The 13,098-nt window shown below is 70.5% G+C and carries 12 protein-coding genes; 8 read left to right on the forward strand and 4 right to left on the reverse strand.

What is annotated here, in order from left to right:
- The first annotated feature begins 115 nt into the window (after positions 1 to 115).
- On the forward strand, positions 116 to 1,105 hold the full coding sequence (locus tag AC6EH9_RS13435) for an aldo/keto reductase (RefSeq protein WP_498423828.1): 990 nt from the start codon (positions 116 to 118) through the stop codon (positions 1,103 to 1,105).
- Between the two features lie 25 nt (positions 1,106 to 1,130).
- Here the strand turns inward: AC6EH9_RS13435 and AC6EH9_RS13440 are convergent, their stop codons facing one another.
- Positions 1,131 to 1,961 (reverse strand): class II glutamine amidotransferase, encoded by an 831-nt coding sequence (locus AC6EH9_RS13440; RefSeq protein ID WP_498423830.1) that lies wholly within the window; start codon positions 1,959 to 1,961, stop codon positions 1,131 to 1,133.
- Positions 1,962 to 2,052: 91 nt separating this feature from the next.
- Positions 2,053 to 2,727, reverse strand: a complete 675-nt coding sequence (locus AC6EH9_RS13445; protein ID WP_498423831.1) for a GAF and ANTAR domain-containing protein — start codon at positions 2,725 to 2,727, stop codon at positions 2,053 to 2,055.
- A gap of 201 nt (positions 2,728 to 2,928) precedes the next feature.
- On the opposite strand from AC6EH9_RS13445, the gene aspA reads away from it, so the two are divergent.
- The 3 genes from aspA (at position 2,929) to yidD (ending at position 6,333) form a co-directional block, all read left to right on the forward strand.
- Positions 2,929 to 4,380 (forward strand): aspartate ammonia-lyase, encoded by a 1,452-nt coding sequence (aspA, locus tag AC6EH9_RS13450; RefSeq protein WP_498423832.1) that lies wholly within the window; start codon positions 2,929 to 2,931, stop codon positions 4,378 to 4,380.
- A 4-nt stretch (positions 4,381 to 4,384) separates the two neighbouring features.
- Positions 4,385 to 5,779, forward strand: coding sequence for an anaerobic C4-dicarboxylate transporter (locus tag AC6EH9_RS13455; protein ID WP_498423834.1), 1,395 nt, complete (start codon positions 4,385 to 4,387; stop codon positions 5,777 to 5,779).
- A 164-nt stretch (positions 5,780 to 5,943) separates the two neighbouring features.
- Positions 5,944 to 6,333 carry a membrane protein insertion efficiency factor YidD gene (gene yidD, locus AC6EH9_RS13460; protein WP_498423835.1) on the forward strand — a complete coding sequence of 130 codons (390 nt, stop codon included), beginning with the start codon at positions 5,944 to 5,946 and terminating at the stop codon, positions 6,331 to 6,333.
- A 48-nt stretch (positions 6,334 to 6,381) separates the two neighbouring features.
- Here yidD and AC6EH9_RS13465 read toward each other — a convergent pair whose 3' ends face one another.
- The gene (locus AC6EH9_RS13465) at positions 6,382 to 7,251 is read right to left on the reverse strand and encodes a helix-turn-helix domain-containing GNAT family N-acetyltransferase (protein WP_498423836.1); all 870 of its coding nucleotides are present in this window, start codon (positions 7,249 to 7,251) and stop codon (positions 6,382 to 6,384) included.
- A 92-nt stretch (positions 7,252 to 7,343) separates the two neighbouring features.
- Here AC6EH9_RS13465 and AC6EH9_RS13470 point away from each other — a divergent pair, with 92 nt between their 5' ends.
- From AC6EH9_RS13470 to AC6EH9_RS13485, 4 genes are all read left to right on the forward strand, one after another.
- On the forward strand, positions 7,344 to 8,723 hold the full coding sequence (locus AC6EH9_RS13470) for an NAD(P)-binding domain-containing protein (RefSeq protein WP_498423837.1): 1,380 nt from the start codon (positions 7,344 to 7,346) through the stop codon (positions 8,721 to 8,723).
- Between the two features lie 88 nt (positions 8,724 to 8,811).
- The gene (locus AC6EH9_RS13475; protein WP_498423838.1) at positions 8,812 to 9,225 is read left to right on the forward strand and encodes a metalloregulator ArsR/SmtB family transcription factor; all 414 of its coding nucleotides are present in this window, start codon (positions 8,812 to 8,814) and stop codon (positions 9,223 to 9,225) included.
- A complete protein-coding gene (gene arsB, locus AC6EH9_RS13480) occupies positions 9,222 to 10,355 on the forward strand; it encodes an ACR3 family arsenite efflux transporter (protein WP_498423839.1) in 1,134 nt (377 codons plus the stop codon). The genes AC6EH9_RS13475 and arsB overlap by 4 nt, the downstream gene beginning before the upstream one ends.
- The gene (locus tag AC6EH9_RS13485; protein WP_498423841.1) at positions 10,352 to 10,807 is read left to right on the forward strand and encodes an arsenate-mycothiol transferase ArsC; all 456 of its coding nucleotides are present in this window, start codon (positions 10,352 to 10,354) and stop codon (positions 10,805 to 10,807) included. The genes arsB and AC6EH9_RS13485 overlap by 4 nt, the downstream gene beginning before the upstream one ends.
- Positions 10,808 to 10,823: 16 nt before the next feature.
- On the opposite strand, the gene AC6EH9_RS13490 is transcribed toward AC6EH9_RS13485, so the two are convergent.
- Positions 10,824 to 13,070 carry an LLM class flavin-dependent oxidoreductase gene (locus AC6EH9_RS13490; RefSeq protein ID WP_498423843.1) on the reverse strand — a complete coding sequence of 749 codons (2,247 nt, stop codon included), beginning with the start codon at positions 13,068 to 13,070 and terminating at the stop codon, positions 10,824 to 10,826.
- Between the last annotated feature and the right edge of the window lie 28 nt (positions 13,071 to 13,098).

Here is a 13,098-nt window from a genome sequence, read left to right on the forward strand (position 1 = left end):
CTGACCCTCACCGATCCCCGGAACGGCTGGCTCGGCCCGGCCGGCGATGCCATGATGCCCCTCAGGCGCTGCTCGTGGCGCTGTGACCGCGACCCGCTCGTCCGAGGAGACCGCCATGCAGGCACGCACCCTGGGCCGGGACGGCCTCCACGTCTCCGCGATGGGCCTGGGCTGCATGGGCATGAGCCAGTCGTTCGGGCCTCGCCCACCGCGCGAGGAGATGATCACCTTCCTGCGCGCCGCGGTGGACCGGGGCGTGACCCTGTTCGACACCGCGGAGGTCTACGGCCCCTTCCACAACGAGGAGCTCGTGGGGGAGGCGCTGCAACCGGTCCGTGAGGACGTCGTCATCGCCACCAAGTTCGGGTTCGAGTTCGACCAGAACGGCAGGCAGATCGGGGTCACCAGCAGACCGGACCACATCCGGGCCGCAGTCGAGGGCTCGCTGCGTCGCCTGCGCACCGACACCATCGACCTGCTGTACCAGCACCGCGTCGACCCCGACGTGCCCATCGAGGATGTCGCCGGCACCGTGAAGGAACTCATCGCGGCGGGCAAGGTCCGACACTTCGGGTTGTCCGAGGCCGGTGTCTCCACCATCCGGCGCGCTCACGCGGTCCAGCCGGTGACGGCCCTGCAGAGCGAGTACAGCCTGTTCTGGCGTGAGCCCGAGGACGAGATCCTGCCCGCCCTCGAGGAGCTGGCGATCGGCTTCGTGCCCTTCAGCCCGCTCGGGCGCGGTTTCCTGACCGGTCAGGTCACCGCCGCGACCGAGTTCGGCGAGGGTGACATCCGCGCCACTCTGCCCCGCTTCCAGCGCGAGGCCATCGAGGCGAACCTCGCCCTGGTGGAGCTGATCACCCGCACCGCCGAACGGAAGGGATGCACGCCCGGGCAGCTGGCCCTGGCCTGGCTGCTCGCCCAGCAGCCGTGGATCGTGCCGATCCCCGGCACCCGGCGACTCGAGCGGCTCGACGAGAACCTCGCATCGGCGTCCCTCGAGCTCACCGCCGAGGACCTCGCCGAGCTGGACCAAGCGTCCGCCGGTGTGCAGCTGCAGGGCGAGCGCTACCCCGAGGCCATGGCACGGATGATCGACCGCTGACGATCCGATGTGGCGCCGGGCACCCCTAGCTCGCGAGGGGACGGAACGGACGCACCTCGGCCTTGGCGGGGTGGACCACGCCGGCTGAGGACTCAGGCATCTCGTTCCAGGCACCCGGGAGGTCGCGCAGCGGCTCAGAGACGATGAGGCGGGTCTCGTCGCCGAGCTGCTTGAGGACCTCGATCTCCGGATGTAGCCTGCGCAACGCGCTGACGGCGGTGGAGAAGAACAGGGTCCGGCTCGCGCGCTCGCTGGAGTAGCGGAACACCCATACCGACTCCCCGTCGGTGGTCGCCACCGTCATCTGCACCGGGTGCTCGATACCGTGCCGGTGGCCCACGTCCTCCACCAGGCCGATGGCGCGCTCGACGGCGGTGAACGGGTCGTCGCTGAGCCCGAACGTGAGGGCCAGGAAGAACAGGGTCTCGGAGTCGGTGGAGCCCTCGATGTCGGCGTAGAGAGCCGGATCCACGGCCAGGACCAGGTCCCGCTTGATCTCGTGGAAGCCGCGCAGGGAGCCGTTGTGCATCCACAGCCACCGACCGTGGCGGAACGGGTGACAGTTGCTGCGCTGCACGGGAGTGCCGGTGGCGGCGCGGACATGGGCGAACAGCACCGGCGTCCGGATCTGTCCGGTGACCTCACGCAGGTTCTGGTCGTTCCAGGCCGGCTCGACGCTCTTGAACACCGCCGGGTTGGGCCCCTCGCCGTACCAACCGATCCCGAAGCCGTCGCCGTTCGTGGTGGTCGCTCCCATCCGGGAGTGCAGGCTCTGGTCGATCAGGGAGTGGACGGGCCGGAACAGCAGGTGCTCGGCCAGGATCGGCTCGCCCGAGTACGCCATCCACCTGCACATGCCTCCACTGAAACACCGCCGACCGGCTGTTGGCCAGAGTCGGTGGCGAGCCTCGTGAGGCGGACGGCAGCCCTGCGTCACGTTCGGGGGCTCAGCCCTCGATGGTGGCGTCCACAACCTCCTGGGCGATCGCCCGCAGCTTGACGTTGCGGGCCTGGGAGAGTCGTGACAGGAAGGCGAAGGCCCGCTGCTCGTTGAGTTGGTAGCGCTCCATGACGATGCCGACCGCCTGCCCGATGGTCTCGCGCGAGCGCAGGGCGGAGCGGAGGTCGTCGACCTCCTGGGCGTAGGAGATCGCAGTGGCCGAGTGGTGCGCGAACAGCTCGCGCAGGGTGTTGAGATCGGCGAAGGCGCCCACCCGCGGGGAGTAGAGATTGAGGGCCCCCTGGGAACGTGAGCTCTCGAACAGCCGCAGTCCCATCTGTGCCCGGATGCCATGGGCCTGCGCGATCCGGCCGTAGCGTGGGAAGCGCTCATCGGCACCCAGGTCCGGCGCGGCCACGTGGACGCTCTCCACGGCTGCCTCGTAGCAGGGGCCCTCTTGCAGCTCGTACTGCGCGGCGTCCAGCTCGCACAGGAGGTCGTGGCTGGGCGCCACCGTCTCGAGCCGCCCGTCGGCATGCTTGATAGTGATGCTGCTGTAGGCGACGTCGGGCAGGACCTCGACTGCGGCCGCGGTGACGCGATGCAGGGTCTCGTCAAGGTCGCCCGGGCTCAGGACCGTGGAGAGGCGGCGGGTCGCCTCGATAAGGCTCTCTTGGATCACCTGCTGAGGCTACGCCCCGGCGACCGATTTCACTCGCAGGAGCCGTACCGATGACGGGGTGCCCGGTCGGCAGGGACTTCCGGCCCCTCTGCGCAGGGGTGGGGCGTGGTCAAGTGAATCGACGGAGTCGGGGGACCCCGCTAGCACGCAGCGAGGCCGTGGACAACCGACATTGCAACCCCAAGAAAAGAGCGCCGCAACGTGGCATCTACCCGCATCGAACTTGATCTGCTGGGAGAACGGGAGGTACCTGCCGAGACCTACTACGGCATCCATACCGTCCGTGCCGTCGAGAACTTCCAGATCAGTTCGGCCACCATCAACGACTTCCCCGAGATGATCCGGGGGATGGTCAAGGTGAAGAAGGCCTCGGCCCTGGCGAACAAGGACCTCGCCACGATCCCGGCGGACGTGGCGGACGCCATCATCGCCGGTTGCGACGCGATCCTCGTCGAGGGCCGCTGCATGGACCAGTTCCCGGTTGACGTGTTCCAGGGCGGCGCGGGGACCTCGATCAACATGAACACCAACGAGGTGGTGGCCAACCTGGCGCTCGAGCACCTCGGCCTGCCGAAGGGGCGCTACGACGTCATCCACCCCAACGAGCACGTGAACCAGTGCCAGTCCACCAACGACGCCTACCCCACCGGCCTGCACCTGGCCGTGCTCAGCGTCGTGGACGGTCTGATGGACGAGGTGGCCGCCCTGGCCGACGCGTTCGACGCGAAGGCCGAGGAGTTCAGGAACGTCCTGAAGATGGGCCGCACCCAGCTCCAGGACGCCGTGCCGATGACCCTGGGCCAGGAGTTCACCGCGCTGGGTGCCTTGATGCGCCACGAGATCAAGCGCCTCTCCCGCGCCGGCGAGCTGCTCATGGAGATCAACCTGGGCGGCACCGCCATCGGGACGGGGCTGAACACCCCGGAGGGCTATGCGCGCTGTGCCGCGGACAAGCTCGCGCAGGTCACCGGGCTGCCGCTGGTGTCGGCCGAGGACCTGATCGAGGCGACGTCCGACACCGGCCCCTACGTGTCCATGCACGCGGCCATCAAGCACCTGGCGGTCAAGCTCGGCACGTTGTGCAACGACCTGCGACTGCTCTCCTCGGGTCCGCGCGCGGGCTTCAACGAGATCAACCTCCCCGAGCTCCAGGCCGGCTCGTCGATCATGCCGGCCAAGGTGAACCCGGTGATCCCCGAGGTTGTGAACCAGGTCTGCTTCAAGGTGATCGGCAACGACGTGACGGTCGCGATGGCCGCCGGTGCGGGCCAGCTCCAGCTCAACGTGATGGAGCCGGTCATCGCCCAGGCACTCTTCGAGTCGGTCAGCCTGCTGACCAACGCCTGCCAGAACCTCCGCGTCCGGTGCGTCGACGGGATCACGGCGAACCCGGAGGTCTGCCGCGAGCACGTGATGAGCTCCATCGGCATCGTCACGTTCCTCAATCCCGTGATCGGCCACGACAACGGTGACCGCGTGGGCCGGGAGTGCGCGCGCACCGGCAAGAGCGTGCGCGAGGTGGTCCTCGAGATGGGGCTGCTCACCGAGGCTGAGTTGGACGTCCACCTCGCCCCGGAGAACTTGATGCGACCGCAGTACCGCGGGAAAATCTTCGCCGCGGCCGGAATGAACGATCTTCCGCTAAGGGTGTGATGACGTGATCATCGTCGAACTGTTGGTGGTCCTGGGCGCGATCTTCCTGGGAGCCCGCCTCGGTGGTATTGCGATCGGCTTCGCCGGGGGACTCGGCGTACTCGTGCTGGCGATCCTCGGCGTCACACCGGGGGAGCTGCCGCTGGGCGTCGTGTCCATCATCATGAGCGTCATCGCCGCCGTGGCCACGATGCAGGTGGCCGGGGGCATGGACTACCTCGTGGACCTGGCCGACCGCATCCTGCGCAAGAACCCGAAGCACCTCAACTTCCTGGCCCCGGTGATCACCTACCTGATGACCTTCATGGCCGGCACCGGGCACACGGCCTTCTCGACCATGCCGGTGATCGTCGAGCTGGCCAAGGAGAACAACATCCGGCCGTCGCGGCCGCTGTCGGTCGCCGTGGTCGCCTCCCAGATCGCCATCACCGCGTCACCGGTCTCGGCCGCCGTGGTGATCTTCGCCGACCTGCTCGAGCCGGGGGGAGTGGACTACCTGGAGCTGCTCGCGGTGGCGATCCCCTCGACCTTCCTGGCCTGCATCGCGACCGCGGCCATCATGATGGCCATCGACAAGGCGCGCGGCACCACGGACCTGGCCTCGCACCCCGAGTACCAGCGCCGGATGGCGGCCGCCGAGATGGTGGCCGTCGACAAGGCGCGCGGCACCACGGAGCTGGGCTCGCAGTCCGGGGACGAGCACCGGATGGCGGGCGGCACCGTGACGGCGGCCCCGTCGACCGCACGCGTGATCCGGCCCCGGGCCCGGCTCTCGGTCGTGATCTTCCTGATCGGCCTGGTGAGCGTGATGGCCTACGCCACGGCCATCAGTGAGAACGTCGGTCTGATCACCGACCCGGTGATGCCGCGCGACGCCGCGATCATCACGTTCATGCTGTCCATCGCGGCGGCGATCGTCATCCTCTGCGACGTACCCACCCCCGACATCCTCTCCGCCTCGACGTTCAAGTCCGGTATGAGCGCGAGCATGTGTGTGCTGGGAGTGGCCTGGCTGGGCACGACCTTCGTCAGCGCCCACGTCGAGGAGATCACCGAGTTCTCCGGTGACCTGCTCAGCAACCAGCCGTGGATGCTGGCCGTGGTCCTGTTCTTCGCCTCCGCCCTGCTCTACTCGCAGGCCGCGACGACGCAGGCTCTGATGCCCACGGCCCTGCTCATCGGGGTCGCGCCCTTCGCGGCGGTCGCTGCCTTCCCGGCAGTCTCGGCCCTGTTCGTCCTCCCCACCTATCCCACGCTGCTCGCGGCGGTCGAGATGGACGACACCGGCACCACGCAGATCGGCAAGTACGTCTTCGACCACCCGTTCCTGCTGCCGGGAGCCATCAACATCTCCATCGCGGTCGGTCTGGGCTTCCTGTTCGGCTCGCTGATCCTCTAGGGCTGGGACGCCCCAGCAGACACATGACAAGCGCCGCCGCGCGACCCGAAGGTCGCGCGGCGGCTTCTGTGTGCGTCCTTCGCCGAAGTCGTCACGGCAGCGGCAGACACCTGGCATGCTGGCCGCGCTCGAGAGCACCCGGCCCGACCAAGGAGAACGCCGACGTGAACCACCCCCACCGCCGCCACAACCGGAACGCCAAGCGCAAGCGCGACAACTGCGACCTGAGCGACTGTTGCAGCGTCGACCTGGGAGGCCCCTGCATGATCGGCCTGTTCTCCGTGGCGCTCATGATGCTGCGTCCGATGCCCGCAGTCGCCGGCGGGCCTCAGGGCTGGTTCGCCTCCCTGCTGTGGCGCCGGGTGCGCGCCTACCAGCTCTACGTCTCGGCGAACCGTCCTCCCTGCTGCCCGATGACGCCCACCTGCTCGCGCTACTCCCTGGACGCTCTCCACACCCACGGCGCCCTGCGTGGCGCGATCCTCACCGTCAAGCGCCTGCGTCGGTGCCGGCCCGGAACCGCGACGCTGGACCCGGTGCCCGCAGCCAGGTGAACCCGAGCCGCCAGCCCGGGTGAGGTCGTCGCCGAGGGCGCAAGGTGCTCAGTTGACGTCGCTTCGACGTTCGAGCAGGACGGTGTCGCGCCAGACACCGTCGAGCTGGGCGATGCGGGTGCGTACGGCCAGGGTGCGGTAGCCGGCGGAGTGGTGCAGCGCGAGGCTGGCGCGGTTCTCGGGGAAGACGGAGGTCTGCAGCGTCCACAGACCGGCCCGATCGGCCTCCATGACCTGGGTGTACAGCAGCGACTTGCCGACGCCGCGACCGCGGGCCGCGGCAGCGACGTACACCGAGCTCTCGCCGACGCCCGCGTAGCACGACCGGCCCGACACGGGGGTGATGGCGCTCCAGCCGACCACCTGCCCGTCGAGCTCGGCGACCCACGCCAGGCCGGGAAGCCAACGGTCGCGCAACTGCTGGGCGGTGGGCAGTGTCGTCTCGAAGGTGGCGTCGCGCGTGGCCAGGCCCTCGTCGTAGATGGCGAGGACCGCCGCCATGTCGTCGTCGGTCACCAGACGGGTGGTGACGTCGGCGGGCAGGTCCTCGGGACAGCAGGGCGGGGAGGACAGGGTCCCCATGATCACGTCGGCCGCGTGCGGCAGGCCCGTGCAGCAGGCGGTGTTGACCGAGACCATGCTCGCCCGGCCGACCTTGTCGACCGCGACGAAGCCGACCCTCTTCAACAGCTCGACGTGGTGCGAGCACGTGGACTGGCTGACTCCGAGAGCCGCCGCGAGGTCGCCGATACGCATGGCCCCGGTCGATGACGTGGACACCGTGTGGAGCAGGCGGACCCGCGTGGGGTCGGCCAGCACGGCGAACCACTCGGCGTAGCCCTCGGCCTCCTGCTGACCCAGGCTCGGAGCGGACTGGGGGGCTTGGGGCGTGGGCGCGACGGCCGGTGAGGACGGCATGTCCTCAGACTACCTTGCTTTCATCGTCGCCGGTCGATACATTTCTCGCATCGACACGTCTCGATACTTCCGAAGAGTCAGAGGAGAAGGTCTTGCAGCACCCCGTGGTCATCGTCGGCGCCGGCCCCATCGGGTTGGCGGCCGCCGCCAACGCCGCCGAGCGGGGAATGGACTTCGTGGTCCTGGAGGCTGGACCGCATGCGGGGGCGGCCGTGGGCGAGTGGGCGCACGTGCGGCTGTTCTCCTCCTGGTCCGAGCTGGTCGACCCGGCCGCGCGACGCCTGCTCGAGGCGGCCGGCACCTGGACGGCCCCCGACGACTCCGCCTACCCCACGGGAGGCGAGTGGCGCAGCGCCTACCTGCAGCCGCTCGCCGACCTGTTGGCCGCCACGGGCGAGGGGCGGATCCGCTACGGGTCCCGCGTCGTCGGCGTCGCCCGCGCCGGCCGGGACCTGATGGTCGACTCCGGCCGCGGGGACGACCCGTTCGCCGTCCACGTGGAGACCCCTCAGGGTCACCAGCGGCTGCTGGCCGGTGCGGTCGTGGACGCCTCCGGCACCTGGAGCCGACCGAACCCGCTCGGCGCCGACGGCTACCCCGCCCTCGGCGAGAGCGAGCACGCCGACCGCATCAGCTACGGCATCCCCGACCTCTCCGACCCGGCCGTGGCTGCCCGCTACGCCGGCAAGCACGTCGCCGTCGCCGGCAAGGGCGCCTCCGCTCAGGGCGTCCTCGTGGGCCTGGCCAAGCTGGCGACGTCCGAGGGTGGGGCAGACACCCGGGTGTCCTGGCTGCTGCGCCGCCCGTCCGTGGGTGACGCGTTCGGCGGTGGCGACAACGACCAGCTCGAGCAGCGCGGCAGGCTCGGCCAGGACGCCAAGGCCGCCGCGACCGGGGGACTGGTCACGACTGTCACGCAGTTCCGCACCGAGTCGGTGGCGGTCCAGTCCGACGGGCGCCTGAGCATCTCCTCCCTCAACGGCCAGACGGTGTCCGACGTCGACGAGGTCATCGTCGTCACCGGGTTCCGCCCCGACTTCGGGTTCCTCTCCGAGGTCCGCCTCGACCTCGACCCTGCCCTGGGGGCCGCACGCGTGCTCGCCGACCAGATCCACCCCGACCACCACAGCTGTGGCGACGTCGCTCCGCACGGCCACCGCGAGCTCGCCCAGCCTGAACAGGGCCTCTTCCTGGTCGGGATGAAGTCCTACGGTCGCGCTCCGTCGTTCCTGGCCATGACCGGCTACGAGCAGGTCCGCTCCGTGGTCGCAGCCCTCGATGGAGACCTCGAGTCCGCCGACCGAGTGGACCTGGTCCTGCCCGAGACGGGCGTGTGCAACGGCGCCGGCGCGTTTGGCGACCCCGAAGACCTCGCGGACGCCTCTGCCCCTGCGAGCGGGTGCTGCGCCCCGGCTGCCGCCGAGCCGCAGCTGATCACCCTCGGCAGCGGCTCCGGCAACTCCTGCGGGTAACCGACCTTCGTGGCAGCCGCGCCGGCGCTATCGCTATCGATGGCGGCCAATGTGGCGTCCCGGTATCGACGTATGTCAACATTGACGCATGTCGATGTCTTCGCAGAACGAGTGCGGACCGCTCACGGCCGACGGTCTGGCGTGTTGCGTCCCCCTGGCCCGCGAGCCCATCAATGCCGAGCAGGCGGCCGGCGTCGTCTCGATGCTCAAGGCCATCGCCGACCCCGCCCGACTGCGGCTGCTGTCGCTGGTGCTCTCCCACGAGGGTGGCGAGGCCTGCGTGTGCGACCTGCTGCCGCACTTCGAGCTGTCCCAGCCCACGATCAGCCATCACCTCAAGGTCCTCCACGAGGCAGGGCTCCTGAACCGCGAGAAGCGCGGCACCTGGGTCTACTACATCGCCCGCCCTGAGGCGATGAGCGCGCTCGGCGCCCTGTTCGCCACGGGAAACACCACGGGCGCCACCGCGACCCGCGCCGAGCCCGCCGGAGCGTCGGCATGAGCGACACCGTCCGCGAAACGCCTTCGGCCGGCGCCGAGAACGCCGTACTCCAGCGCCTGTCGACCCTGGACCGGTTCCTCCCGGCCTGGATCGGGGTGGCCATGGTCGCCGGGCTCCTGCTGGGCCGGCTCGTCGACGGGCTCGACGACGCCCTCGCGAAGGTGGAGATCGGCTCGGTCTCCCTGCCCATCGCCATCGGCCTGCTGGTGATGATGTACCCGGTCCTCGCCAAGGTCCGCTACGACGAGCTCGGCCACGTCACCGGCGACCGCCGGCTCCTGGCGACCTCGATCGTCCTGAACTGGGTCCTCGGGCCGGCGCTGATGTTCGCGCTCGCGTGGCTGCTGCTGCCGGACCTGCCCGAGTACCGCACCGGCCTGATCATCGTCGGGCTCGCCCGCTGTATCGCGATGGTGCTCATCTGGAACGACCTCGCCTGCGGAGACCGCGAAGCCGCCGCGATCCTGGTCGCGCTCAACGCGGTCTTCCAGATCCTGGCCTTCGCCGTCCTCGGCTACTTCTACCTCCAGGTCCTCCCCGGCTGGCTCGGCCTGGACGAGACCGACCTCGACGTCTCCATGTGGAGCATCGCCAAGTCGGTACTGGTCTTCCTCGGCATCCCGCTGGCCGCCGGCTTCCTCACCCGCACCCTCGGCGAACGCGCCAAGGGCCGCGACTGGTACGAGACCACCCTGCTGCCCCGCATCGGGCCCCTGGCGCTCTACGGGCTGCTGTTCACCATCGTCCTGCTCTTCGCGCTCCAGGGCGACACCATCACCCACCAGCCCCTCGACGTCGTCCGCATCGCCGTGCCGCTGCTGGTCTACTTCGCCCTCATGTGGGGCGGCTCCATGCTGCTCACCAAGGTCCTCGGGTTCGACTACCAGCGCGCGACCGCGGTCTCCTTCACCGCCGCCGGCAACAACTTCGAGCTCGCCATCGCCGTGGCCATCGGTGTCTTCGGTGTCGCGTCCGGTCAAGCACTGGCCGGCGTCGTCGGCCCACTCATCGAGGTCCCCGTCCTCGTCGGTCTCGTCTACGTCAGCCTGTGGGCACGCAAGTTCTTCCCCGAGCGCGCACCGGCACCGACTCCCGCCTCTGCGACCGACTCCCCAGGAGCGCCACGATGACCGGCACCGACCCTTCCGCCGATGTCCCGCAGGTCGTGTTCGCCTGCGTGCGCAACGGCGGCCGCTCAGTCATCGGCCGAGTCCTCGCCGAGCACTACGCCGGCGGCCGCGTCCGTGCCCTCTCCGCCGGCACCCAGCCCGGCGAGCACATCCACGCCGAGGTCGCCGAGGTGCTCGAGAAGCTCGGCCTGGACACCTCCGCCGAAGAACCGAAGCTCCTGACCCGCGACACCATCGCGACCAGCACCATGGCGATCACCCTCGGCTGCGGCGAGGAGTGTCCCTACGTCCCCGGCGTGAGGTACGTCGACTGGCCGATCGCCGACCCGGGTGGTCAGGACGAGGACACCGTGCGGGTCATCATCGCCGACCTCGACGCACGGGTCCGCGACCTGCTGGTCGAACTGATCCCAGGCATCGACCTCCCGGCCTCGGTCCTGGACCGAGCCTGACGAGGAGGTCGGCTGCTCAGGCGGCCGGGCCCTCCACTGCGGCGGCCGTCGGGTCGATGAAGAAGTTGTCGCGGAACAGGCCGGTGGGGTCGTAGCGGCGCTTCAGCTCGCGCAGCCGGGCGAGGTGGGCGGGCGGGAAGGCGCGCTCCAGCCACTGCGCTCCGGTGCCGGTCTCGAAGCTGAGGTAGCTCCCCGACAGGTGCGGGACCAGCCGCTCCCAGGCGGCGTCGAACGCGGGGCTGGCGCCGAACCCGGAGAGCGAGAACGCGGCGCTGCGCCCGGCGTACGCCGTGGCGCCGCTCGGTACGTCGGCGACCGCGCCGCCGACCGCGCGGATCGAGAAGAAGTACGACGTGCCGGCGTCGAGTAGGTCCGCGATCTCGGCCGCGAGTCCGGGGGAGAGGTGGTCGGCCAGGCCGGAGTGGGTGTGCGGCTCGCCGCGGCCCTGCTGCGGCGCGTCGCTGCCGAACAGGCCCATCACCTGGTCGTAGGTCGTGAGCGCGACCTGCTGCTGCACCAGGGGCGCGATCTCGGCGATCGGCTGCAGGCGCTCGATGACGGTGTCGGGGTCGTCGGAGTCGACGACCAGCATCGCCTGGGCGATCCGCCGCCCGCCCCGGCGAGCACCGAGGATGACCTGGCCGGTGACGCTGCGGTCCGCGGACTCGACCTCGCGCCCCCACCGCTCCAGGAAGGCCGCGGTGTCGCTGGCGTCGAAGGCGAGCTGGGCGAAGGCGATCGTGCCGACCCGGGCTGCGGTGAGCTCGAAGGAGGTGGCGATGCCGAAGTTGGCCCCGGCGCCGCGCACGCCCCAGAAGAGGTCGGGCTCCTGATCGGCGTCGGTGCGCACGACCCGGCCGTCGGCCAGGACCAGCTCGACCGCCCTCAGGTGGTCGATGGTCAGGCCGTGGCTGCGCGCGAACCAGCCGATCCCACCGGCGGTCGCGAGCCCACCGACGCCCACGCCTCCGTAGTCGCCGCTGCTGATCGCGAGCCCGTACGCCGCGAGCGTGCGGGCCACGTCGGCCCACCGGGCGCCGGGGCCGAGCCGGACGTGGCCCGTGTCGGGGTCGAGCACCTCGACGCTGTCGAGGGCGCTGACGTCGATGACGAGCCCGCCGTGGTTGAGGGAGCGGCCGGAGATGCCGTGCCCGGCGCTGAGGACGCCGAGCGGGAGCTCGCGGTGCTCACGGGCGACCGCGACCGCGGCCTGTACCTCGGCGACGGTCCGCGGCCGGAGCACGAGACCGGGGGCGCCGCCACGCAGGTAGCTCGAGGTGTAGCGCGCGTAAGCCGGGTCGCCGGGCTCGACCGCGCGCTCGGCCAGCCCGGACGGCAGGTCGTCGTAGCCGATGCCGGGGAGGCGCCTCGCCAGGGCAGAGGAGCCGCGGACCCGGGCGCGCTCGCGCACCCCGGAGCCGGCGCGGGCCTCGGCGACCCGGTCGCGCACCTCGTCGGTCAGTGCGGCGAAGCGACGCAGCCCGCCCTCGTCGTCGCCCATCACGATGAAAGTGCTGACGCCGTCCTCGACAGCGAGGCGCACCAGCTCGTCGGCGTCGGTCTCGGGAGCGATGTTGAGCAGCCGCACGACCTCGGCGGGGTCCCGGCCGGCCTCACGGGCAGCCTCGTCGATCACGCGCATGCCGCGCTCGAGATCCCCGGGCTGGAGGTACGGCATCGAGGGCAGCCAGCCGTCCGCCGCGCGGCCGATCAGGCGCAGCATCCGCGGCTTGAGGGCACCGAGCCAGATCGGCACGTCGTGCGCGGGCGCCGGACCACGCTTGGCGCCGCGGACCCGGTGGTGGGCGCCCTCGACGGCGAGGACCGACCGGTCGGCGGTGTCCCAGATGCCGCGGATGATCGTGATCGCCTCGGCCAACGCGTCCACCGCCTCGCCGGGCGTCAGGCGGGTTCCGCCGTACGCCTCGATCGCGTCCCAGAAGCCACCGGCGCCCAGCCCCAGCGCGACGCGGCCGCCGGAGAGGAGGTCGAGACTGGCCACCGACTTTGCCAGCACGGCGGGCGGGCGCAACGGCAGGTTGTGCACGTTGCCGGCGAGGTGGATCCGCTCGGTGCGTGCGGCGGCGTACGACATCAGCGTCCAGGTGTCGAGGAACGACGGCTGGTAGGGGTGGTCCTGGAACGTCGCAAGGTCGTAGCCGAGCTCCTCGCTGAGGAGCGCGAGGTCCACCGGTCGTTGAGGCGAGGCGGCTGTCGGAGTGATGAAGGATCCGAAGCGAAGGGGGTGACCATAGTCGGGCATGCCACCAGCATGCGCCGCGCGACGACGC

This window comes from Nocardioides sp. Z21_20, assembly GCF_059766585.1.

Excerpts from the sequence above, each read along its gene's own strand:
- AC6EH9_RS13435 (WP_498423828.1), top strand. The coding sequence starts at position 116 with ATGCAGGCACGCACCCTGGGCCGGGACGGCCTCCACGTCTCCGCGATG.
- AC6EH9_RS13440 (WP_498423830.1), bottom strand. The coding sequence starts at position 1,961 with ATGTGCAGGTGGATGGCGTACTCGGGCGAGCCGATCCTGGCCGAGCAC.
- AC6EH9_RS13465 (WP_498423836.1), bottom strand. The coding sequence starts at position 7,251 with ATGCCGTCCTCACCGGCCGTCGCGCCCACGCCCCAAGCCCCCCAGTCC.
- AC6EH9_RS13475 (WP_498423838.1), top strand. The coding sequence starts at position 8,812 with ATGTCGATGTCTTCGCAGAACGAGTGCGGACCGCTCACGGCCGACGGT.
- arsB (WP_498423839.1), top strand. The coding sequence starts at position 9,222 with ATGAGCGACACCGTCCGCGAAACGCCTTCGGCCGGCGCCGAGAACGCC.
- AC6EH9_RS13485 (WP_498423841.1), top strand. The coding sequence starts at position 10,352 with ATGACCGGCACCGACCCTTCCGCCGATGTCCCGCAGGTCGTGTTCGCC.
- AC6EH9_RS13490 (WP_498423843.1), bottom strand. The coding sequence starts at position 13,070 with ATGCCCGACTATGGTCACCCCCTTCGCTTCGGATCCTTCATCACTCCG.